Below are 21406 nucleotides of genomic sequence, written 5' to 3' on the forward strand. Positions count from 1 at the left end.
ATTCAACGGACCTGATAACGCTGCTTGGCGGCGTTCACCCTGTCCAGCAGGCTGGCGATGGAGGGCGGCGATCCGCCGACGCGGCCGGGCGTGGACAGGTCGCTCATGCGGTGGCTGAGGGCGGCGAAGCGCTTGTCGAAACGGGTCATGCCCCGCTTGTCGCCGCCGCTGGTTAACGCCGCGCAAACCACGCGACGAACCGCATCACAGACAGGCCCGCAGCCCATGGGCATAGGTCGGATAGCGCGGCGACCAGCCCAGCAGCCGCTTCGCCCGCCCGTTCGCCACCCGGCGGTTTTCCGCATAGAAGCCTCGCGCCATCGGCGAAAGCTGCGCTTCTTCCATCGTCTGCAATGGCGGCCACACCACGCCCAGCATATCGCAGGCCGCCTCGATCACGCGGTTCTGGCCGCACGGCAGGTCGTCCGCCAGGTTATAGACGCCCGCCGGTCCGTCGAAGGACGCGATCACGCCAGCGACGATGTCGTCCACATGCACCCGGCTAAAGACCTGATCGGGCAGCGCGATGCGATGCGCACGCCCTTCCCGCACCCTGTCCAGCGCCGATCGCCCCGGCCCGTAAATCCCCGGTAACCGAAAGCGCCGCATGTCGGCGCGCAACGCCCCCCATTGCAGATCCGCCTGCGCCCGCGCCATCCGCCGTCCGACGCCGACCGGGCTTGCCTCATCCACCCACGCCCCGCCGGTGTCGCCGTAGACGCCGGTGGACGAGAGATAGCCGGTCCAGAGCGCCGGCGCGGCAGCGATGGCCGCGCCATAGCGGGCAAGGATAGGATCGCCGTCTCGGTCCGGCGGCACGGAGGAAAGGATATGGCTCGCTCCGGCAATCGCGGCGCGCACCGCATCCTCGTCATCGAAGGCCAGCACCCCGTCACCAGCGCTCCGCCGCACCCCGGTCACGCGCCACCCCTCGCCCCGCAACCGGGCCGCCAACCGCCCGGCCGTATAGCCCATGCCAAGGATCAGCAGATGGGGCATCGCAAGCGAAACGCGCGTCAGACCGTAAAGCTCTCGCCGCAGCCGCAGCTGCCCTTGGCGTTCGGATTGTTAAAGACGAACCCGGCGGTGAAATCATCCTCCACCCAGTCCATCGTCGATCCGACGAGATAGAGCACCGATCCGCCGTCGATGTAGAAGGTGCCGCCGGGCGTCTCGATCTTCTCGTCGAACTTCACCTCCTGCGTCACATAATCGACCGAATAGGCAAGGCCCGAACAGCCCCGGCGCGGCGTCGACAGCTTGACGCCGATCGCGCCTTCGGGTGCCTGCCCCATCAATTGCGCGATGCGTGCCTCCGCGTTCGGCGTCAGGATGACGGCGGCGGGGCGGGCGCGGGTCTTGGTCTCGACAGTCATCAGAGCATTCCCAGTTCGAGCTTCGCCTCGTCGCTCATCTTCTGCGGATCCCATGGCGGATCCCAGACGAGGTTGACTTCCACATCCCCCACCCCCGGCACCGCGCCGACGCGCAGTTCGACCTCGGCGGGCATGGATTCCGCCACCGGGCAGTGCGGCGTCGTCAGCGTCATGGTGACGACCGCATGGCCGTCCTCCGTCACATCGACGCCGTAGATCAGGCCAAGGTCATAGATGTTGACCGGGATTTCGGGATCGAAGATTTCCTTCAGCGCGTCGATGATCCCGTCATAGACGCTGCCGCCCGGCTCCCCAGCCGCGGCTTCCGTCGGCTTCTGCGCCAGGAACCCGTCCAGATAGTCGCGCTGGCGGGGGGCGGCCTCCGCCTCTTCCACGCGCGCCTTGGGCGGCGCTTCCACCGCGTCCACCTCTTCCACCAATATCTTGCGCTCTTCGCTATTCATTTCAGTCATTGGCGAAGATCTTCCTTACCCGTTCCAGTCCCGCGACCAGCGCGTCCACATCGCTCTCGTCGCTGTAAATGCCAAAGCTTGCCCGCGCGGTCGCCTCGACGCCCAGATGCCGCATCAGGGGCTGGGCGCAGTGGTGGCCGGCGCGGATCGCCACGCCCGTCTCGTCCAATATGGTGCCGACATCGTGCGGATGCACCCCCTCCACCTCGAAGGAGAGGATACCCGCGCTGTCTTCCGGCCCGAACACGCGCACGCTGTTGATCTGCTCCAGCGCCGCGCGCGCCCGGCCCACCAGCGCGCATTCATGCGCGTGGATGCGATCAAGCCCGATGCTTTCGACATAATCGATCGCGGCGGACAGGCCCACGACGCCGGTGATGTGGGGCGTCCCCGCCTCGAACCGCGTAGGCGCGGGGGCATAGGTGGTCTTCTCGAACGTCACCTTGTCGATCATCGATCCGCCCCCCTGATAGGGCGGCATCGCGTCGAGCAATTCCTTGCGCGCCCACAGCACCCCGATCCCGGTCGGGCCGTAGAGCTTGTGCGCGGAAAAGACGTAGAAGTCGCAATCGAGCGCCTGCACATCGACCGCCAGCCGCGGCACCGCCTGGCACCCGTCGATGAGGATTTTCGCACCGACCGAATGCGCGATATCCGCCGCGCGCCGCACGTCCAGCACGCTGCCCAGCACGTTCGATACATGGGCCAGCGCGACCAGCTTGTGCGCGGGCGTGATCATCGCCGCCATCGCGTCGAGGTCGATCCGCCCGTCCGCCGTCAGGGGCACGACATCGATGGCCGCGCCCACGCGCTCCGCGACGATCTGCCACGGCACGATATTGCTGTGATGCTCCAACATCGACAGCAGGATGCGGTCACCCGTCTTGAGCTGCGTGCCCGCCCAGCTGTGCGCGACCAGGTTGATCCCCTCGGTCGCACCACGGACATAGACGATCTCGCTGTCCGCCCCCGCGCCTATGAAGCGCGCCACCTTGCGCCGCGCCGCCTCATAGGCGAGCGTCATGTTCGCCGACCGCTCATAGACGCCGCGATGCACCGTCGCATAATCCGGGCCATAGGCCCGCGCGATCGCGTCGATCACCGCCTGCGGCTTCTGCGCCGTCGCCGCGCTGTCGAGATAATGCCAGTTGCCGACGCCAGGGAAATCGTGGCGCAGATTGAGAAGCCCGTTCGTCCTGAGCTTGTCGAAGGACGCGCGCTGGGCTTCGCTAGGCTCAGCCCGAACGGATGTGGTTTCCTTCGTCACACCAAAGCCTCCAGCTTGGCGATCGCCGCCGCTTCCAGCACGTCCTTCACGCCCTCGTCGGCGACATCGTCGAACACGCCCGCGACGAATGCCTTCAGCAGCAGCGTCTTCGCGGTCGCCGGGTCCATGCCCCGCGACGCCATGTAGAACAGCGCGGCCTTGTCCAGTTCGCCCACCGTCGCGCCATGCGCGCACTTCACATCGTCGGCAAAGATTTCCAGTTCCGGCTTCGCATTGGCGGTCGCCGTGCGGTCCAGCAGCATCGCCTTCACCGACTGGAACGCGTCGGTGCGCTGCGCATCGCGCGCCACGTTGATGGAGCCGAGATAGCTGCCGGTGGCGCGCTGGCCCAGGATCGACCGGATCGTCTGGCCGCTCGTCGCGTCGGGCTGCGCGTGCGTGACCTTCGTCACGATCTCCAGCACCTGATCGCCCCCGCCGATGATCGCGCCGCTGAGTTCGAAATGGCTGCCCCGTCCCAGCGTCACGTCGAACGTGACCCGCCCCAGCTTGCCACCGACATTCAGCACATGGAAATCGCACCGCGCGCCGTCCGCAATGTCGATGACAAAATCATGCACCGCCGCCTGCCCGGCCGCCGCATTCTGCAAAAGATGATGCGCCGCGCTTGCGCCGTCGGCCACGGCTATCCGCGTCGGTGCCGGCACAGGCCACACGGAGGCGACCGCCTCCAGATCGCTATAGCGCCACGCCTCGTCGCGCCGCGTCGGAAGAGCGAGCGCGTTCACGCCGCCACCACCTCGGCATAGCCCTCGCGCTCCAGCGCCAGCGCCAGTTCCGGCCCGCCCGACTTCACGATGCGGCCGCCGGCCAGCACATGCACATAGTCCGGCTTCACATAGTCGAGCAGCCGCTGATAATGGGTGATGAGCAGCACCGCCTTGTCGGGCCGGCGCATGATTGCGTTGATCCCCGCACCCACGATCTTCAATGCGTCGATGTCGAGGCCGCTGTCCGTCTCGTCCAGGATCGCGAGCTTGGGGTCGAGTATGCCCATCTGCACCATCTCGGCCCGCTTCTTCTCTCCGCCCGAAAAGCCGACATTCACCGGGCGCTTCAGCATCTCCATGTCGAGGCCCAGCAGCCCGGCCTTTTCCTTGGCAAGGCGGATGAACTCGCCGCCGTTCAGCTCGGCCTCGCCGCGCGCGCGCTTCTGGCTGTTCAGGCTTTCGCGCAGGAATTGCAGGTTGGAAACGCCGGGGATCTCGACCGGATACTGGAAGCCCAGGAACAGGCCCGCCGCCGCACGCTCGTGCGGTTCCATGTCCAGCAGGTCCGCGCCCTCGAAGGTCGCGCCGCCGCCCGTGACTTCGTAACCCGGCCGGCCGCCCAGCGTATAGGCCAGCGTCGATTTGCCCGCCCCGTTCGGCCCCATGATCGCATGGACCTCGCCCGCGTTGATGGTCAGCGACAGCCCTTTCAGGATCGCCTTGCCGTCGATTTCGTTGGACAGGTTTTCAATCGAAAGCATCACTTACCCCTTGTGCGCGCGCTGGAGCGTCCGCGCGGTCCAGAAAGCCATGTCGCGCACGTCGCCCGGCGCGGGGAACAGTGTGTCGATATGGCGCTTGATCGGCATATAGGGCCACCAGTCGGCCCCCGGCTCGGGCGCGCCCTTTTCCAGCACGCCGGTCACGAACTCCGTCACCGGCCCCATACGAGCGAGGTTAGGCGCCTTCGCCTTGTGGAACGCCTTGTCGGTCTTGAGCTTCTCGGTGAAGGCCGTGTCGCCCTTCTCCAACGCCGCGCGGCATTCCGCCTGATAAGCGTCGAGATCGCCAAAATCCTTGCGCGCCCGCGCCTCCAGCTCTCCCTCTTCCAGCTCATAATCCTCGGTCAGGATGCGGATCGCGGCAGTCCACGCCTGCCCGTTCCCCACATCCTCCGCGAAATCCGCGAGGGCATCCTGAATATCGTCTTCGTCGCTCAAAATTCTAGTCCCTGATCTATTCGTGGCGGGCTCAGCCCACCGATCCTTCGAGAGAAATCCCCAGCAGCTTCTGCGCCTCGACCGCAAACTCCATCGGCAGCTGCTGCAGCACCTCGCGCGCGAAGCCATTCACGATCAGCCCCACCGCCGCTTCCTGGTCCAGCCCGCGCTGCATCGCGTAGAAAAGCTGGTCGTCGGAAATCTTGCTCGTCGTCGCCTCATGCTCGATCTGCGCGCTCGGGTTGCGCACCTCGATATAGGGCACGGTATGCGCGCCGCACTGGTCGCCCAGCAGCAGGCTGTCGCACTGGGTGAAGTTACGCACCCCCTCCGCGCCCGGCGCGACGCGGACGAGACCGCGATAGGTATTGTTCGAACGCCCGGCCGAAATCCCCTTCGACACGATGGTCGAGCGCGACCCCTTGCCGTTGTGGATCATCTTCGTGCCGGTGTCTGCCTGCTGCCTATTGTTCGTCAGCGCGACCGAGTAGAATTCGCCCACGCTATTCTCGCCGTTCAGCACGCAGGACGGATATTTCCAGGTGATCGCGCTCCCGGTCTCCACCTGCGTCCACGAAACCTTGCTGTTGCGCCCCTGGCAAAGCGCCCGCTTGGTCACGAAATTATAGATGCCGCCCTTGCCCTGCTCGTCGCCGGGATACCAGTTCTGGACGGTGGAATATTTGATCTCCGCGTCGTCCAGCGCGACCAGCTCCACGACTGCGGCGTGCAGCTGGTTCTCGTCGCGCATGGGCGCGGTGCAGCCTTCGAGATAGGAGACGTAAGCGCCTTCGTCCGCGACGATCAGCGTCCGCTCGAACTGCCCGGTATTTTCCGCATTTATACGGAAATAGGTGGAAAGCTCCATCGGGCAGCGCACGCCCTTGGGGATGTAGACGAACGTCCCGTCGGAAAAGACCGCGCAGTTCAATGTCGCGAAATAATTGTCGTGCATCGGCACGACCTTGCCCAGCCATTTGCGGATCAGGTCGGGATATTCCTTCACCGCCTCGCTGATGGAACGGAAGATGACGCCTGCTTCCTCCAACTCCTTTCGGAAGGTGGTGGCGACCGAGACGCTGTCGAACACCGCGTCCACCGCGACCTTGCGCGCGCCCTTGACGCCGGCCAGCACTTCCTGCTCGGCGATGGGTATGCCCAGCTTCTGATAGGTGGCGAGGATCTCGGGATCGACCTCGTCCAGGCTGTTCAGCTCCGCCTTCTTCTTGGGCTCCGCATAATAATAGGCGTCCTGATAGTCGATTGGCGGCACGTTGAGCTTCGCCCAGTCCGGCGCGTCCATCTCCTGCCACATGGCGAACGCCTTCAGCCGCCAGTCGAGCAGCCATTGCGGCTCGCCCTTCTTGGCGGAAATGAAGCGGACGGTGTCCTCGTTCAGCCCCTTGGGCGCGAAGTCCTGCTCGATCTGCGACGACCAGCCATGCTCGTAGGTCGAGGCGCGCTGCGCCGCGTCGAAGGCTTCCTGGTTACGCACTGCGGTCACTTCGTCGGTCATGCCATTTCTCTTGCAAGGCTCGCGATGGTCACCCCGGCCAGCGCCGAGCGGATCGCGTTGTTCGCCATATTCATGTGCGGGCGGATGCGGCAATCGGTTTCCAGATTGCAGTCATGCGCCCCCGTCTCGGCGCAGGCCGTCATGGCGATGGGGCCTTCCACCGCTTCCACCACATCCGCCAGCGTGATCGCGGCCGGCGGGCGCGACAGCCGCACGCCGCCGCCCGTCCCCCGGCTCGATTCGAGCAGCCCCGCCGCCGACAGACGGCTCACCAGCTTCTGCGCGGTTGGCAGCGGGATGCCGGTTTCGGCGCTCAGCGTCGTCGCATTCATCCGAACATATTTTTGGGTCGCAGGGTCAAGCCCCGCTCCCGCCCCGCAATGGCGCGCGGCCGCGCTCATCAACACCACGGCATAGTCAGCGAAACTCGACAGGCGCATTGCGAACCATTCTCAAATCAGACCGATTCGATCCGATTGCGCATGTGGTCCCCTTCGTCCCTGGAATCAAGAGCCAATCACGCCGCTCAGGACAGGCGGTTGAGCACGGCGACATCGCCGCCCAGCGACCGACGCAACAGGGTGAGCTGCGCCACGGCGCTCGGCTCGGTCTGCAATTGAAGCGGCGTCAGCCCGATGAAATGCTTGATTTCCCGGATGAAGTGCGACTGGTCGTAGAAGCCGCCCTCGTCGCACAATTGCTGCCAGCTTTCCCCGTCCAGCGCGATCTTGGCCGAACAGCGCAGTGCCCGATATTTGCGCGCCAGCAGCTTGGGGGATGCGCCATAATAGCGGTTGGTCAGCCGGGCGAGCTGGCGCTGCGACAGGCCGGTTTCCTCCGCCAGCACCTCGACCCGCGGCGATCCTTCGCCCATCAGCCATCCGTCCACGGCAGTCAGGAGGTTCAACACCGCCTGTCGCGGCGGGCGGATCAGCCGCTCCAGCTCGCCCCAGCACAGCGCCGCCATCGTTTCGGCATCCTCGCCCATCGCCCGCAGCCGCTCCAGCAGCGTCCGATAAACCTCTCCCCTCGCGCCCATGTCGCATAGCCTGTCCGCCATCTCGCTGGCGTCCCCGCCATGCAGCGCGAGCCAGCCGGCCGGCAGCAGCGACAGGCCCAGGACGCGAGACGGCCGGTCGAGCTGGAACCGGGTCGCGCCCATGGTCGGTCCCAGCAGGCACACCTCGGGCGTCGCCGCCACGCTGCCGTCGTGGAAATAATAGTCGCCGCCGCCCTCCAGCATGAAACGGAGCTGCGGCACGTCCGCCCGTGTGAAATCCGCAAAGCGATCGGCCGACACGGTAAAGAGGTAGAGCGAACCGATATAGGATGTCAGATGTGCCGGAGGCGCGATATAACGGAGCCGGACCGGCCCCTGCGCCGCGTCCACCCGATAGGACAATGGACCCTGTCCGTCCGGCAGCGCGACCCCACCGCCGGGCGTATCCCCGTTAACCATCCCCATTAATCACCCCAGGCCACTATGGGCCAACGCTCACGGCGCGCAAGAGTCCGCAAACAGGGGATTAAAAAAATTTCGCTGGTCGGCGCCCACCAAAAAATGACCCGGCGATCTCTCGCCGGGTCAGGAAAAGGTCTCATCGGCCAAATGGCCTAGAGCCTTCGGGTCGCAAGCGCGCCTTACGCCCGACTCAGGGACATTTTATTGGACGAAACGGACATTTGACGGAGCGGAACGTTAGGGCGGACGCACTTTCTTATAACGAACTGTCAAATCGGCGCGCCTGTGCCTTTTGCGCCACAGTGACTCGACGTTCCTGGTCCGCGCTGGCATAGGCCCGCCATGTCCTACCGTCTGCTTCGCCCGCTGCTCTTTGCACTGGACGCCGAACGCGCGCATCATCTGTCGATCGCGGCGCTGCAATTCCTGCCGACGCCGGCGGCGCTGCCGCACGACCCGATGCTGGAAAGCCGCGTCGCAGGCATCCGCTTTCCGAACCCGGTCGGCCTCGCCGCCGGCTATGACAAGGACGGACGCATCGCGCACAAGATGCACGGCCTGGGCTTCGGCTTCGCGGAGCTTGGCACGCTGACGCCGCTGGCGCAGCCAGGCAACCCGCAACCGCGCCTGTTCCGGCTGGTGGAGGACCGCGCGGTCATCAACCGCTTCGGCTTCAACAATGGCGGGCAGGGCGCCGCGGCGGACCGCATCGCCCGCTACCGCCGACCCAAGGGCAGCGACGGCCCGGTCATCGGCGTCAACATCGGCGCGAACAAGGATGCGACGGCGGCGGGGCGCGGGATCGCCGACTATGTCACCGGCGTCCGGGTGATGGCCCCGCTTGCCGACTATCTCACCGTCAACATCTCCTCCCCCAACACGCCAGGCCTGCGCGCGCTCCAGGGGCGGGCGGCGCTCGACGACCTGCTCGGCGCGGTGATGGCGGCGCGGGGCAGCGACGCGACGCCCATTTTCCTGAAGGTCGCGCCCGACCTTGAACCCGCCGACGTGGAGGATATCGCCGCCGCCTGCCTCGATCATCGGGTCGACGCGCTGATCGTCTCCAACACCACGATCACCCGGCCCCCGCTCCGTTCGCCCCATGCTGGGGAAGCGGGCGGGCTTTCCGGCGCGCCGCTCACCGACCTGTCGCATCAGCGGCTCAGGGATTTCCGCCACCTGCTGGGCGCGCGCCTGCCGCTGATCGGCGTCGGCGGCATTGGCACCGCAGACCAGGCCTATGCCCGCATCCGCGCCGGCGCCTCGCTGGTCCAGCTCTACAGCGCCATGGTCTATGAAGGCCCCTATCTGGCGAAGCGCATCAATGCGGGACTGAAGGCCCTGCTCCAGCGCGACGGCTTCGCCAATGTCGAGCAAGCGGTCGGCATTGACGCCTAAAAGCCCTGTCAAACAGGTTGCAGGGCAGAACCTTTCGGCTATCGTGCCGCCGATGACGTCCCGCTTCCTCGGCCTTCTGGCCCCCTTCGCTCTTGTCGCCTTCCTTCCCCAGCCGGTCGCTGCCCGCGCTCCCGTCTCCCACAACGCCACCGTTTCCGCCGCCGATCCGCGCGCGGCGCAGGCAGGGCAGGAGATATTGCGCAAGGGCGGCAGCGCCACCGACGCCGCCATCGCCATGATGCTGACGCTGGGCGTGGTCGAGCCGCATAACAGCGGCATCGGCGGCGGCGGCTTCATCCTGCATCATGACGGTCGCACCGGCGCGCTCGACACGATCGACGGCCGGGAAACCGCGCCCGCAGCCGCCCGGCCCGACCGGTTCATGAAGGACGGCAAGCCGCTCTCCTTCCGCGACGCCTGGCCCGGCGGCTATTCGGTCGGCGTACCGGGCAATTTGCGCATGGCGTGGGACGCGCACGAGAAGTGGGGCAAGCTCCCCTGGGCGGACCTGTTCCAACCCGCTATCCGTTATGCCGAGGGTGGCTTCCAGCTGGGCGAGCGCACCGCCACCGCTTTGCGCGCCACGCAGAATATCTGGGCCGACTTCCCCGAAATCCAGAAGCTCTTCTGGGTGAACGGCGCGCCGCCGCCGGTCGGCACGACGCTCACAAACCCGCCGCTCGCCGCGCTCTACAAGCGGATCGCCGCCGAAGGACCGGATGCCTTCTACACGGGTGAGAATGCCAAGCTGCTGAGCGCCGCCGTCACCGACGCGCCGAAAAATCCCGTGCCGATGACCGAGGCGGATATCGCCGGTTACAAGGCGATCCCGCGCGCGCCCGTCTGCGGCAAATATCGCGTGTGGAAAATCTGCGGCATGGCCCCTGCATCCGCGGGCGGCATCACCGTTCTCGAAATCCTCGGCATGGTAGAACGCTTTCCGCTCAAGCAATGGGGCAAGGACGATCCGCGCAGCTGGCACGTGATCGCCGAGGCGATGCAGCTCGCCTATGCCGACCGCGACACATGGCTGGGCGACCCCGCCTTCGTATCGGTGCCGGTTAAAGGGCTGACGTCGCCGGCTTATCTGAAGCAACGCTCGGCGCTCATCCGCATCAACAAGGCGCTGAACGACTATAAGCCCGGCACCCCGCCCGGCGCGCAGTCCCGCACCGCCGCCAAGCCGCAGCCGGAGGAAGGCACCAGCCATTTCGTCGCCGTGGACCGCAACGGCGACATCGTCGCCTGGACCTCGACGATCGAAAGCTTCTTCGGCAGCCAGCTGGTCGCGAACGGCGTGATCCTCAACAACGAACTCACCGATTTCAGCTTCACGCCGGAAAGGAACGGCGCACCCGTCGCCAACCGGGTGGAGCCGGGCAAGCGCCCGCTCTCCTCCATGTCGCCGACCATCGTCTATGACGCCAGGGGCGCACCGGTCTTCACCGTAGGCGCAGCGGGTGGCAAGACCATCATCATGCAGGTGGCGAAGGCGCTGATCGCCCATTTCGACTGGGGCCTGTCGGCGCAGGATTCGATCGCCCAGGGCCTCATCTACTTCAACGGCGAGGGCCTTGTCCTCGAACAGGGCACATCGCTCGAAGCGATGAAGGCCCCGCTCGAAAAGCTCGGCCACCGCGTCAGCGTCACCCGCCTCGGCCTCAAGGCCAACGCCGCCGAACGCCTGCCCGACGGCCGCTGGCAGGGCGCAGCCGATCCGCGCAGCCCCGGCGTATCCTTGCAGGAGTAATCGCGACCTCGTCACCCCGGCCCGGAGCCGGGGTTCCGCTTCCTCTCTCGCTCGCAAGGAAGAAAGCGGGATGCCGGGTCAAGCCCGGCATGACGGGAGAGAATAGAATCCGGCTCGCCTCACCGAGCCGCCCTCACCCCTTCAAATCCAGCCCCGCCACATTGAACGTGAACGGCGCGGTCTTTTCCTTCCCGTCCACCACCAAATCGACCTTCAGCGTCTTGGCGCCCTTGATCGCGGCATAGGCGCCCTGCGACGGCGCGATGGTGATGCCATCGTCGTTGGTCGCCATCCGGCCCTGCCATTCCTCCACCTTGCCGCCATCCAGACTGGCCCGCACGCGGCAATCGGACAGGTCGCAGGTGAAGGGCGCGCCGACCAGCTTCACCGTCACGTCTGCCGTGCCGTTCTTGAGCGGCTGGACCAGCAGCACCGAAAAAGTATCGGGCGCGGTCATCGTCTGCACCGTATTGGCGCTGCCGATATAGGCGACCTTCGCGCCCTTCGCGCCGTTGCCCTCGCCGCCTTCATATTTCCACGTCTGGCCGATCTGCTCGCGCTGGGTCGGCCCCTCGTCCTTCTTGCCCGAACAGGCCGCCAGCGCCAGCGCGGCTGCCGCGATCGTCAGGATGGCGCGCATCGCCCGTCTCCTTGCCATTGGTTACGCAAGGACAATGTTCGGCGGCTGGATAGGTTGCCTGTCAGGCGTAGCGTGCGGCGGTCTCGCGAATGAGGGCGATCATGTTGGGAATGCCCTGCGTCCGGTTGGAACTGAGCTGGTTCCTGAGGTCGAAGGGCGCTAGCGCGCCCTCTATGTCGGCGCTGACGATCTCCGCCGGGCTCCTGTCCTGCACCGTCAGCAGGACCAGCGCGATGATCCCCTTGGTGATGGCGGCATTGCTGTCCGCCAGGAAATGCAGCCGCCCCTGCTCCGGCGCGGTCGGATAGACCCACACGGCGGCCGAACAACCCCGCACGAGGGTCGCGTCGGTCTTGAGCGCATCGGGCATCGGCTCCAGCCTGCGCCCCAGGTCGATCAGCAACCGATAGCGGTCGTCCGCGTCCAGAAATTCATATTCGTCCTGCAGGTCGGCGATGGAGGGCAGATCGGTCATGCCCGCCATATAGGGCGCAACGGCCAAGACGGAAGCCGCTTTCGCTCGCCTCGCCCAATGGGCTCCTGCGAACGCAGGAGCCCGGCCCCGCCGCCAGTGCGCTTATCCCACCTTGCAACCTTTGGCCGCCGCCATCCCGCGCAAATAGCCCCGCCGCGCGATGCCCGCGGTCACCGCCGCCTGCAAGCGCCGCTCGGCCGGGGCAGCGCCGCTGATCTCGCGCACCAGGCCGCGGAAGGGGATCAGCGAATTGATCACCGTCTTGCCCACCGCCTCCGCGATCTTGCCGGTGCGGTTCTCGTTCGCTTCCTTACCTACGGTGAAGTCCGCGCCCAGCACCGCGTTCAGCTCCGCCATCGACGCGTTCAGCCCCTTGCACGTCCGCGACCGCGGCGGTGCATAGGGGTTCTCCACCGCCTTCGCCAGCACCGGCGGTATCTCCGCCTTGTCGATGCCGACATCCTTGGCCGGCTGGGTGGCGATCTTGCCCGCCTTGTCGAGCGTATCGTCCCGCCGCCCCTCCTCTTTCTTCTCGTCCTGCTTGTCCTGCGTCTGCCCCTGCGCGGCGGCCGGAAGCAGCAGCATCAGCGACAGCGTGGCGGCGATGGCGATCTTCTTCATGTCATCATTCTCCCTACCCGCCAAACCGCTGGCCGGCACAACGGTTCCCGCTGCGAAACGACCATCTTTGGGGCAGACAGCCCTATGCCGCCGCGCTACCACGGCCTTCCCTTTCAGGAGCCTTCCTTGTCCGAATCCAGCAGCCTGTCCATTGCCTCGCCCGCCCTCTCGGCCAGCATCGCATCCGAAGGCGCGGAACTCTGGTCGCTTGCCGATGCGGAGGGGCGCGACCTCCTGACCGACGCCGATCCGCGCTGGTGGACGGGGCACGCACCTTTGCTCTTTCCCTTCGTCGGCCGGTCACGCGGAGACGTCTATCGCCTCGACGGCCGCGAATATGCCATGCCGCAGCACGGCTTCGCCCGCCGCAAACCCTTCGCCCTCGTCCACCAGTCCGACGCGCAAGTCACCCTCCGCCTGGAAGCCGATGAGGGAACCCGCGCCGTCTATCCCTTCGACTTCCGCCTCGACATGGACTTCGCGCTGGACGGGCCGACGCTCCGCATGACCGCGACGGTCAGCAACATGGGCGAGGCGAAAATGCCTTTCGCCTTCGGCTACCACCCCGCCTTCGCCTGGCCGCTTCCCTATGGCGGCAGCGTGGAGGACCACCGCATCGCCTTCGAGAAATCCGAACCAGCCCCCATTCGGAAGGTCGGCCACGAACCCGGCCTCATCGCGCATGAGACCTTCCCCTCACCGGTCGAAGGCGACACGCTCGCCCCGACCCATGCGATGTTCGAAGGCGACGCCCTCATCTGGGACGACCTCGCCAGCCGATCCCTCACCTGGGGCGTCCCCGGCAAGCCGCATCTCAAAATAGACTTCCCCGACACGCCCTGGCTCGGCCTCTGGCAGAAGCCCGGCGCCCATTATCTGTGCGTCGAACCCTGGGCGGGCATGGCCGATCCGGTCGGCTTCACTGGCGACGTCTGGGACAAGCCCGGCATCATGGCCCTCCTTCCCGGCGACGCCCGCAGCTTCCGCATGGACGTGACGCTGGTTGCGAACTGACCCCTGTTTTTTTCCGTCATTCCCGCGTAGGCGGGAATCCATCTCCTCACGCCGCCTCCTGACACAAGGTCAGGAGATGGTTCCCCGCCCGCGCGGGGATGACGCCATAGAATGACCGTTTAGATGACCATCCCCTCCCGCCGCACCTTCGCCATCATCTCGCACCCGGACGCTGGCAAGACCACGCTCACCGAAAAGCTGCTGCTGGAAGGCGGCGCGATCCACCTCGCCGGCGAAGTGAAGGCGCGCGGTGCGAACCGCCGCGCCCGTTCCGACTGGATGAAGATCGAGCAGCAGCGCGGCATCTCCGTCACCTCCTCGGTCATGACGTTCGAGCGCACGCGCGACGGTGAGACGATCACCTTCAACCTGCTCGACACGCCGGGGCACGAGGATTTCAGCGAGGACACCTATCGCACCCTCACCGCCGTCGATTCGGCCGTCATGGTCATCGACGCGGCCAAGGGCATCGAGCCGCAGACCCGCAAGCTGTTCGAGGTCTGCCGCCTGCGCAACGTCCCCATCATCACCTTCGTCAACAAGGTTGATCGCGAGGGCCGCGAAATCTTCGGCCTTCTGGACGAAGTCGCCGACCAGCTCCAGCTCGACGTCTGCCCGATGAGCTGGCCCGCCGGCATGGGCGGCGAGTTCGAGGGCATCTATGATTTCGCCACGAACCGCCTGCGCCAGCCCACCGGCCCCTCGCGCGAGTTCGAAGGCAAGGAAGCGCATGTCTCCGGCCTGGACGACCCGAAGCTGGCCGACCTCCTCTCGGATCAAGCGCTCGAACGGCTCCGCGAGGAAGCCGAACTCGCCCAGGGCGGCTATGCCGAATTCGACCTCGCCCGCTATCGCGACGGCGACCTGACGCCGGTCTATTTCGGCTCGGCGCTGAAGCTCTTCGGCGTCACCGAACTGATCGACGCGCTGGCCGCTCATGCCCCGCCGCCGCGCGCCCAGCCGGCCGAACCCGCCGCCGTCGAACCCGACCAAAGCGAAGTCACTGGCTTCATCTTCAAGGTGCAGGCGAACATGGACCCGATGCACCGCGACCGCATCGCCTTCATGCGCCTCGTCTCGGGCAAGTTCCGCCGCGGCATGAAGCTCACGCCCTCAGGCTCGGGCAAGCCGCTCGCGGTCCACTCGCCGATCCTCTTCTTCGCGCAGGATCGCGAACTCGCTGACGAAGCCTTCCCCGGCGACATCATCGGCATCCCCAATCATGGCGCGCTGCGCGTGGGCGACACGCTGAGCGAGAAACCGGGCCTGCGTTTCACCGGCCTTCCCAATTTCGCACCGGAAATCCTGCGCCGCGTGGCGCTCAAAGACCCGACCAAGACCAAGCAGCTCCGCAAGGCGCTGGACGACCTTAGCGAAGAAGGCGTCATCCAGGTCTTCTACCCCGAAATCGGCAGCCAGTGGATCGTCGGCGTGGTGGGGCAACTCCAGCTTGAAGTGCTGATCTCCCGCCTCGAAGCCGAATATAAGGTCGCCGCCGGTCTCGAACCCTCCCCCTTCGACACCGCCCGCTGGATCAGCGGGGACGATGCCGCGATCAAGGATCTGGTCGCCTATAACGGCGCGAACATGGCAAAGGACCGCGACGGCAACCTCGTCTTCATGGCCCGCAGCGCCTGGGACATCGGCTACCAGCAGGAACGCCACCCCAAGGTGAAGTTCAGCGCCACGCGAGAGCGGTAGCGCGCCTAAGCCCAGAAGGTCGCCAGCCGCCTGACCCACTCCTGCGCCGCCGCGTGGTCCGGCGCTTCATTGGCGTCGCCATAGCCGAACCATTCGTCTTGCCCGACCTCCTGCACGACGATCCCGTCACGCCGCGCCAGCATTGAGAGCGACCCGTAATAGACGCCGTAGGTGACGCCCGCCTGCGGGATCAGCCAGGCGATCTGGCCGCGCACCGGCACGATGCTCTCGTCGCGCCAAAGGGCACGCGCGCCATAGCCGGTGCAATGGATGATCGCCGGCTGCTTCAGCTTCGTGACGTCACCCGGCGCATGGAATTCCATCGGCACGATCCTCCCGTCGGCGATGAGAAAATCGGTCGTAAGCTGGCGCATCAGATCGGCGACGTTGAAGGTCAGCGAACTGTTGCGCCGCGCATAGGCCGGCCGAAAGGGATGCGTGCCCGGCGCCAGATCGACGCTGCGCGGCATGATGTCGGCAAGCCGGCTTTCCAGATGGAGGAAATCGTCTGTCCTCTCCGCTCCCGTAACGGCCGCGCGCCGTGGGCCGAAAGGCGTATCGGACAGCATGTAGCGATCTGTCCATTCGACCGGATCGCCGGGCATCCCCAACAGGCTCTGGAAATAGGAAAAGGAGGCGCGCGCCATCCTCTCCCACCGATCGCCGAAGCCCGGATCGACCGCCTTCTCCATCGCGACCCGGCTGTCGGGCGACCAGGTGCCGGTCGCGCGCGCGGACCGGACGAAGGGGAATTGCTCCTTCGCATAGATGGTGACGCGCGCGCCCGCGCGCTGCGCCGTCAGCGCCGCCGTCAGCCCCAGCGCTCCCGCCCCGATCACCGCTACGTCGCGCACTCCGTCCGCCAGCGCCAGCGCGACCGCCACCTCCGCCGATCCCCAGCTCAGCGACCAGCCGCTGCCGCCATGGCCGTAATTATGGACGACGCGCTTGCGGCCGACCTGCTCCACCTCGATGCGTGGCCCTGCAGCGCGGAAGGGCCGCAGGCAGACGGTAGTACGGAAGATGCGGTCGGGCGTCGCGCGCACCGGTTCCACGCCAGCAAAGGGATCGAAGGCCGCGCCCGCCCTGGCCGAAAGGGGCAGCGCCGCCGCCAGCCCCGTGGCCCTGCTCATAAATGCCCGTCTGTCCATCCGCGCCTCCCGGTCCGTCTGCCCTCTCCAACGAAGCAGACCGTCGGGACCGCAATCTCACTGCGCCACCCAGTCCTTCCGCAGCGCCTTGCCCGCCAGCGCCATGAACAGCCCCGCAAGCAGGTAGAATCCCAGCGCCGCGACGATCGCATAGCGCAGCGCCTCCGTCCCGAACTGCGGCGTCAGCGCGTCCGACAGGCTGCCCACCGCCCAGCTGCCAAGGCCGAGGCCCACGAGATTGTTGATGAGCAGGAAGCTCGCCGCCGCGCTCGCCCGCATATGCGCGGGCACCAGATGCTGCACGGCGGTCAGCACCGGCCCCAGCCATACATAGACCAAAGCCTGCGGGATCAGGAAGAGGAGGAAGGCGGCGGTAACGCTGGAGGACAGCACGCCCACGACGAACAGCGGCATGCCCACCACATAGCTGACTGCCGGCACCCAGGCATACCAGGCCCTGTCGCCATTCCCCATCCGGTCGCCCAGCCATCCGCCCAGCAGCACCCCCGCCACCCCGCCGATCAGCAGCAGCCCGCCCAGAAACTGCCCCGCGCCGACGAGATCGAGGGCGAAGCTGCGCATGAGCAGGCTCGGCAGCCAGAAGGCCACGCCATAGCCGCACATCGAACTACATGCCGCGCCTACGGCAAGCAGCCAGAAGCTGCGCTTGGCCGCCAATATGCCGAACACGGCAGAGACCGGCACCGCATCCTTCGCCTGCGCCGGCCGCGCCGGCTCCCGCACCACCAGGCGGAAGATCGGCGCGATAAAGAGGCCCATCAGCCCCACAGCGATGAAGGCCGTCCGCCACTCCACCGTCTGTGCGATATAGCCGCCCAGCAGCACGCCGCCCGCCGATCCCAGCGGGATGCCCAGTGAATAGACCGATAGCGCCCGCGCCCGCTGGTGCGCCGGGAAATAGTCGGAAATGACGGCATAGGAAGGCGCGACGCCGCCTGCCTCGCCCACGCCCACGCCGATGCGGCACAGGAACAGTTGCACGAAGCTGCCCGCCATCCCGCACAGGGCGGTGAAGCCGCTCCACACGGCGAGGCTGACGGTGATCACCCATGTCCGGCTGGTCCGGTCCGCGAGCAGCGCCAACGGGATCGCCAGCGTCGAATAGAGAAGCGCAAAGGCGATCCCGCCCAGCGCGCCGAGCTGCGTATCGCTCAGCCCCAGTTCCGCCTTGATCGGCCCGGCCAGGATGCCCAGGATCTGCCGGTCGAGAAAGTTGAACGTATAGACGAGCAACAGCATCGCGAGCACGATGGCGCGGTAGCGGGGGGAAGCGGTCCTGTCGGTCATGCGGCCTCGTACATGCCCGCCCGCCCTGGGCCAATGCCGGGGCGGGAGCAGCGCATCAGAATTTGAGCGTCCCCGTCACGAACACCTGCCGGGGGTTGCCGTAGAACGCCGTCAGCGTCCCCTCGCGCCCAAGCGAAGGCGTCGGGAATCCGGCGGCATTGTTGATGATCGCGCCCGTCACCGGGTTGGCCGCGACGAAGGTATAGCCCGACGTCTTATATTCCTTGTCCAGGATGTTCTTGCCATGGACGCCCAGCGACCAGCGGTCATTGGGCGCGGTATAGACGATGCTGGCATCCCACAGCGCATAGCCCTTCTGGTCGATATAGGGGTTGGGGATCTCGAACTGGTAGGTCTTCGACCGCCACGATACGGTCGTCCCGGCGTAGAGGCTGCCCTCGCCCACCGGCGTCGAGTAGGAGAGCGTGCCGCTCGCCGTCCATTTGGGCGTATTCTGCACCTTGCGGAACGCGGCCACATCGGTCGGCACGCTGGCGATGTTGGCGATATATTCGCGATACTCGGCATCGATATAGCCGATCGCGGTCTGGAGGCTGAGCCGGTCGCCCGGCGTCATCATGTCGCGGCCAAGGCGCGCGTTGCTCTCGAACTCCAGCCCCTTGAACCGCGCCTTGCCTGCGTTGGACACGACGCCGCAGAAGGACGGGATCGGGCGCGGCGGCGTGCCGCCGATCACGGTGCAGGCGACGGACCCCGGAATCTGCACATCCTTGTAATCGGCATAGAATCCCGCCAGCGCCACATAGAGCGCCCCGTCCATCAGATTGCCTTTGTAGCCGACCTCGTAGCTGTCCACCTCTTCGGGGCGGAAGGCCAGGAAGGACGCGACCTCGCTATCCTGCCGCACGCCGTCGCCGTTCAGGTCCGGCGCGTTGGTGCCCACCCCGCGCGGATCGAAGCCGCCGCCCTTGAAGCCCTTGGAATAGCTCGCGTAGAGATTATGGTCAGGCGTCGGCTTGTAGCTGACGGACACACGCGGCGTGAATTTCCTGTACTTGGCGCTGCCCCGGAAATCGGTGCTGGGCGCGCCGAAGGGCAGGCCCGCACCGCCGAACACCGGCGACCCGCCGCCCAGGTAATTCTGGCGTAGGATATCCGCTGTCCGTTCGTCCCAGGTATAGCGGCCGCCCGCCGACAGGCTGAGCTGCGGACTGAAATCATAGGTGAAATCGCCGAAGATCGCGTAGGTTTCCGTGTCCACATTCGCCTGGGTGAAGGCGGTGAGGCCATTGAGCGTCGTGAAGATGCGCGTGTCGAACTGCGTGTCGGCGCTCGCGTCCAGATAATAGAAGCCGATCATGCCCTTCAATGGCCCGGCATCCACCTGCACCTGCACTTCCTGGCTCAGCTGCTCGTTGCGGTAGAAGGCCGGCACGTCGACATCGACCGCAGGCAGGGCGTCGAAATCGATCGGCGACGCGCTGTCGTCCTTGCGCCAGGCGCTGATCGACTTGAGGGTGAAGGTGTCGTTCAATTCCGCCGTGATGTTCATCGACAGGCCGTAGGACTTCACCTCCTGCCGCGGGTCGCGCAGCCCGCCGCGCGTGTCGAACACATCGCTCAGCACCGGCGCGCCCGAAGCCTGTCCCGGGATCAGGCGATGGCCGCCGCGCGCGTTGCTCTTGTCCTTGGTATAATCGCCGGTGATGCGCATCAGCACCGGCTCGCCATAGCCGCCCATCTCGAAGGTCGCGCGCCCGGCCCAGATATCCTTGTTGTAATTGTCCTCGCCGGTGGTGAGGTTCTTGCCGAACCCGCCGCGCGACAGGCGGGCCAGCGCGCCGCCGACCCGGATCAGGTCGCCGATCGGGGCGGACGCGCTGACGATCCCGTCCGCCTGGTCGTAGCTGCCATAGGTGCCCTTCAGCTTCAGCGAAAAATCCTGCGGCAGCATCTTCGTCACATATTTGACCGCGCCGCCGATCGTGTTGCGGCCATAGAGCGTGCCCTGCGGCCCGCGCAGCACCTCGATCCGCTCCACATCATAAATGTCGAGCAGCGCGCCCTGCGGCCGGTTGAGATAGACATCGTCCAGATAGATGCCGACGCCCTGTTCGAAGCCCGACACCGGATCCTGCTGCCCCACGCCGCGAATGAAGGCGGTGAGCGTGGAGTTGGTCCCGCGCGACGCCTCCAGCGTGGTGTTGGGCGTGACGTTCGCCAGGTCGGTGATGTCGACCGCGCCGCCTCGCTCCAGCGCCTCGCCCGAAAAGGCGCTGACGGCGATCGGCACGCTCACCAGAGTCTCCTCACGCCGGCGAGCCGTGACGACGATCGTTCCGCCGTCGTCATCGGCGGCCGCCTGCGGCGTGCTGTCCTGCGCGAAGGCAGGCGCGGCCATCATGCCGCCCCAGGCGGCGGAGGCAAGAGCGAGGGTGCGAATGGTGTGACGAGCCTTCATCGGATCGGTCCTCTCCTGAAAAATCCCGCGTCCGGTCTGCCGGATCGCCTCGGTTGCCCTATTCGATAATGAAAGTTGAACCGGGTTTCAACTTGAAATAAGAGAGCGCGTGACGACGGCGCAGGAACGCTGCAAGAAGAACACAGCATCAGGGAGTGGAGATGGCCGACGCGCCGCCCGACAAGGACGACAAGACCCCCCGCACCGCGCGGGGCGAACGAACCCGCCGCGCGTTGCTGTCGGCGGCCGCGCAGGAATTTGGCGAGAAGGGCTTTCACGAAGGGTCGATCAGCGGCATCACCCGCCGGGCAGGCTGCGCGCTGGGCAGCTTCTACACTTATTTCGCCAGCAAGGATGACATCTTCCGCGCGCTCGTCAACGATATGTCAGGCCAGGTGCGCGACTATGTCTCGCCCCGCATCGCCGCCGCGCGCGACGGGGTGGAGGCGGAACGGATCGGCCTGCTGAGCTTCCTGGAGTTCGCCCGCGCGCACAAGGAAATCTACCGAATCATCGACGAGGCCGAGTTCGTGGATCAGGCCGCCTATCGCGCCCATTATGAAAACACCGCCGCGCGCATGACCGTGCGCCTTTCGAAGGCGGCCGAGCGCGGCGAGATCGCCCCCGATGTGGAGGAGGTCCATGCCTGGGCGATTATGGGGATGAACGTGTTTCTGGGCCTGCGTTATGGCGTATGGGACGACAGCCGCCCCGCCGAAGAGATCGCCCGCATCGCCAACACGCTGATCGAACGGGGCATCGGCAGGCGCTGACCGGCCTCCGCGCATCCAAAGCGCCCCCCTTGGCGATGGCTATTGGTTGGACAATCCATTCACAACCAATTCAACCGGCACGCGTTAGACGCTCCATAACATATCTAA

At 66.2% G+C, this 21406-nt stretch carries 22 protein-coding genes; 5 read left to right on the plus strand and 17 right to left on the minus strand.

Annotated features, from left to right (window positions below; genetic code table 11):
* Nucleotides 1-2: 2 nt before the first annotated feature.
* The 11 genes from ACFQ24_RS19060 to ACFQ24_RS19110 all read right to left on the minus strand — a co-directional run bounded on the left by ACFQ24_RS19060 (nt 3) and on the right by ACFQ24_RS19110 (nt 8048).
* The gene (locus ACFQ24_RS19060) at nt 3-149 is read right to left on the minus strand and encodes a hypothetical protein (RefSeq protein WP_380914103.1); all 147 of its coding nucleotides are present in this window, start codon (nt 147-149) and stop codon (nt 3-5) included.
* A 55-nt stretch (nt 150-204) separates the two neighbouring features.
* Nucleotides 205-999: an SDR family NAD(P)-dependent oxidoreductase gene (locus tag ACFQ24_RS19065; RefSeq protein ID WP_380914105.1), complete on the minus strand. Its 795-nt coding sequence runs from the start codon at nt 997-999 to the stop codon at nt 205-207.
* Nucleotides 1000-1016: 17 nt separating this feature from the next.
* Complete coding sequence (locus ACFQ24_RS19070; RefSeq protein WP_380914107.1) at nt 1017-1376, minus strand: HesB/IscA family protein; 360 nt, start codon at nt 1374-1376, stop codon at nt 1017-1019.
* Nucleotides 1376-1849 carry an SUF system Fe-S cluster assembly protein gene (locus tag ACFQ24_RS19075; protein WP_380914109.1) on the minus strand — a complete coding sequence of 158 codons (474 nt, stop codon included), beginning with the start codon at nt 1847-1849 and terminating at the stop codon, nt 1376-1378. The genes ACFQ24_RS19070 and ACFQ24_RS19075 overlap by 1 nt, the downstream gene beginning before the upstream one ends.
* Nucleotides 1842-3026, minus strand: coding sequence for a cysteine desulfurase (locus tag ACFQ24_RS19080; RefSeq protein WP_380914394.1), 1185 nt, complete (start codon nt 3024-3026; stop codon nt 1842-1844). The genes ACFQ24_RS19075 and ACFQ24_RS19080 overlap by 8 nt, the downstream gene beginning before the upstream one ends.
* A gap of 86 nt (nt 3027-3112) precedes the next feature.
* Nucleotides 3113-3865: a SufD family Fe-S cluster assembly protein gene (locus tag ACFQ24_RS19085; protein WP_380914111.1), complete on the minus strand. Its 753-nt coding sequence runs from the start codon at nt 3863-3865 to the stop codon at nt 3113-3115.
* Complete coding sequence (sufC, locus tag ACFQ24_RS19090; protein ID WP_380914113.1) at nt 3862-4608, minus strand: Fe-S cluster assembly ATPase SufC; 747 nt, start codon at nt 4606-4608, stop codon at nt 3862-3864. The genes ACFQ24_RS19085 and sufC overlap by 4 nt, the downstream gene beginning before the upstream one ends.
* A 3-nt stretch (nt 4609-4611) precedes the next feature.
* A complete protein-coding gene (locus ACFQ24_RS19095) occupies nt 4612-5067 on the minus strand; it encodes a hypothetical protein (RefSeq protein ID WP_380914115.1) in 456 nt (151 codons plus the stop codon).
* A gap of 31 nt (nt 5068-5098) precedes the next feature.
* Nucleotides 5099-6583, minus strand: a complete 1485-nt coding sequence (gene sufB, locus ACFQ24_RS19100; RefSeq protein ID WP_380914117.1) for a Fe-S cluster assembly protein SufB — start codon at nt 6581-6583, stop codon at nt 5099-5101.
* On the minus strand, nt 6580-7023 hold the full coding sequence (locus ACFQ24_RS19105; RefSeq protein ID WP_380914119.1) for an RrF2 family transcriptional regulator: 444 nt from the start codon (nt 7021-7023) through the stop codon (nt 6580-6582). Before ACFQ24_RS19105 ends, sufB begins: the two co-directional genes overlap by 4 nt.
* Nucleotides 7024-7109: 86 nt before the next feature.
* Entirely contained in the window at nt 7110-8048 is a 939-nt protein-coding gene (locus ACFQ24_RS19110; protein ID WP_380914121.1) for a helix-turn-helix domain-containing protein, read from the minus strand.
* A gap of 339 nt (nt 8049-8387) precedes the next feature.
* Here ACFQ24_RS19110 and ACFQ24_RS19115 point away from each other — a divergent pair, with 339 nt between their 5' ends.
* Nucleotides 8388-9443, plus strand: coding sequence for a quinone-dependent dihydroorotate dehydrogenase (locus ACFQ24_RS19115; RefSeq protein ID WP_380914123.1), 1056 nt, complete (start codon nt 8388-8390; stop codon nt 9441-9443).
* Between the two features lie 52 nt (nt 9444-9495).
* Nucleotides 9496-11193: a gamma-glutamyltransferase gene (gene ggt / locus ACFQ24_RS19120; RefSeq protein WP_380914125.1), complete on the plus strand. Its 1698-nt coding sequence runs from the start codon at nt 9496-9498 to the stop codon at nt 11191-11193.
* Nucleotides 11194-11326: 133 nt separating this feature from the next.
* Here ggt and ACFQ24_RS19125 read toward each other — a convergent pair whose 3' ends face one another.
* The 3 genes from ACFQ24_RS19125 to ACFQ24_RS19135 all read right to left on the minus strand — a co-directional run bounded on the left by ACFQ24_RS19125 (nt 11327) and on the right by ACFQ24_RS19135 (nt 12929).
* Nucleotides 11327-11833 (minus strand): hypothetical protein, encoded by a 507-nt coding sequence (locus tag ACFQ24_RS19125; RefSeq protein ID WP_380914127.1) that lies wholly within the window; start codon nt 11831-11833, stop codon nt 11327-11329.
* Between the two features lie 61 nt (nt 11834-11894).
* Nucleotides 11895-12317 (minus strand): SufE family protein, encoded by a 423-nt coding sequence (locus ACFQ24_RS19130; protein WP_380914396.1) that lies wholly within the window; start codon nt 12315-12317, stop codon nt 11895-11897.
* A gap of 93 nt (nt 12318-12410) precedes the next feature.
* Nucleotides 12411-12929 (minus strand): hypothetical protein, encoded by a 519-nt coding sequence (locus tag ACFQ24_RS19135; protein ID WP_380914129.1) that lies wholly within the window; start codon nt 12927-12929, stop codon nt 12411-12413.
* A 126-nt stretch (nt 12930-13055) separates the two neighbouring features.
* Between ACFQ24_RS19135 and ACFQ24_RS19140 the strand changes: the two genes are divergently transcribed.
* Nucleotides 13056-13943 carry an aldose 1-epimerase family protein gene (locus ACFQ24_RS19140; RefSeq protein WP_380914131.1) on the plus strand — a complete coding sequence of 296 codons (888 nt, stop codon included), beginning with the start codon at nt 13056-13058 and terminating at the stop codon, nt 13941-13943.
* Between the two features lie 123 nt (nt 13944-14066).
* A complete protein-coding gene (locus tag ACFQ24_RS19145) occupies nt 14067-15644 on the plus strand; it encodes a peptide chain release factor 3 (RefSeq protein WP_380914133.1) in 1578 nt (525 codons plus the stop codon).
* 5 nt (nt 15645-15649) lie between these two features.
* On the opposite strand, the gene ACFQ24_RS19150 is transcribed toward ACFQ24_RS19145, so the two are convergent.
* The 3 genes from ACFQ24_RS19150 to ACFQ24_RS19160 all read right to left on the minus strand — a co-directional run bounded on the left by ACFQ24_RS19150 (nt 15650) and on the right by ACFQ24_RS19160 (nt 20525).
* Nucleotides 15650-16777: an FAD-dependent oxidoreductase gene (locus ACFQ24_RS19150; RefSeq protein ID WP_380914135.1), complete on the minus strand. Its 1128-nt coding sequence runs from the start codon at nt 16775-16777 to the stop codon at nt 15650-15652.
* 75 nt (nt 16778-16852) lie between these two features.
* Nucleotides 16853-18103 carry a spinster family MFS transporter gene (locus ACFQ24_RS19155; protein WP_380914137.1) on the minus strand — a complete coding sequence of 417 codons (1251 nt, stop codon included), beginning with the start codon at nt 18101-18103 and terminating at the stop codon, nt 16853-16855.
* Nucleotides 18104-18158: 55 nt separating this feature from the next.
* The gene (locus tag ACFQ24_RS19160; RefSeq protein ID WP_380914139.1) at nt 18159-20525 is read right to left on the minus strand and encodes a TonB-dependent receptor; all 2367 of its coding nucleotides are present in this window, start codon (nt 20523-20525) and stop codon (nt 18159-18161) included.
* 161 nt (nt 20526-20686) lie between these two features.
* On the opposite strand from ACFQ24_RS19160, the gene ACFQ24_RS19165 reads away from it, so the two are divergent.
* On the plus strand, nt 20687-21298 hold the full coding sequence (locus tag ACFQ24_RS19165) for a TetR/AcrR family transcriptional regulator (RefSeq protein ID WP_380914141.1): 612 nt from the start codon (nt 20687-20689) through the stop codon (nt 21296-21298).
* Nucleotides 21299-21406: the final 108 nt, after the last annotated feature.

The sequence above is a fragment of the Sphingobium olei genome, from assembly GCF_042678845.1.
Taxonomy (GTDB): Bacteria; Pseudomonadota; Alphaproteobacteria; order Sphingomonadales; family Sphingomonadaceae; genus Sphingobium; species Sphingobium olei.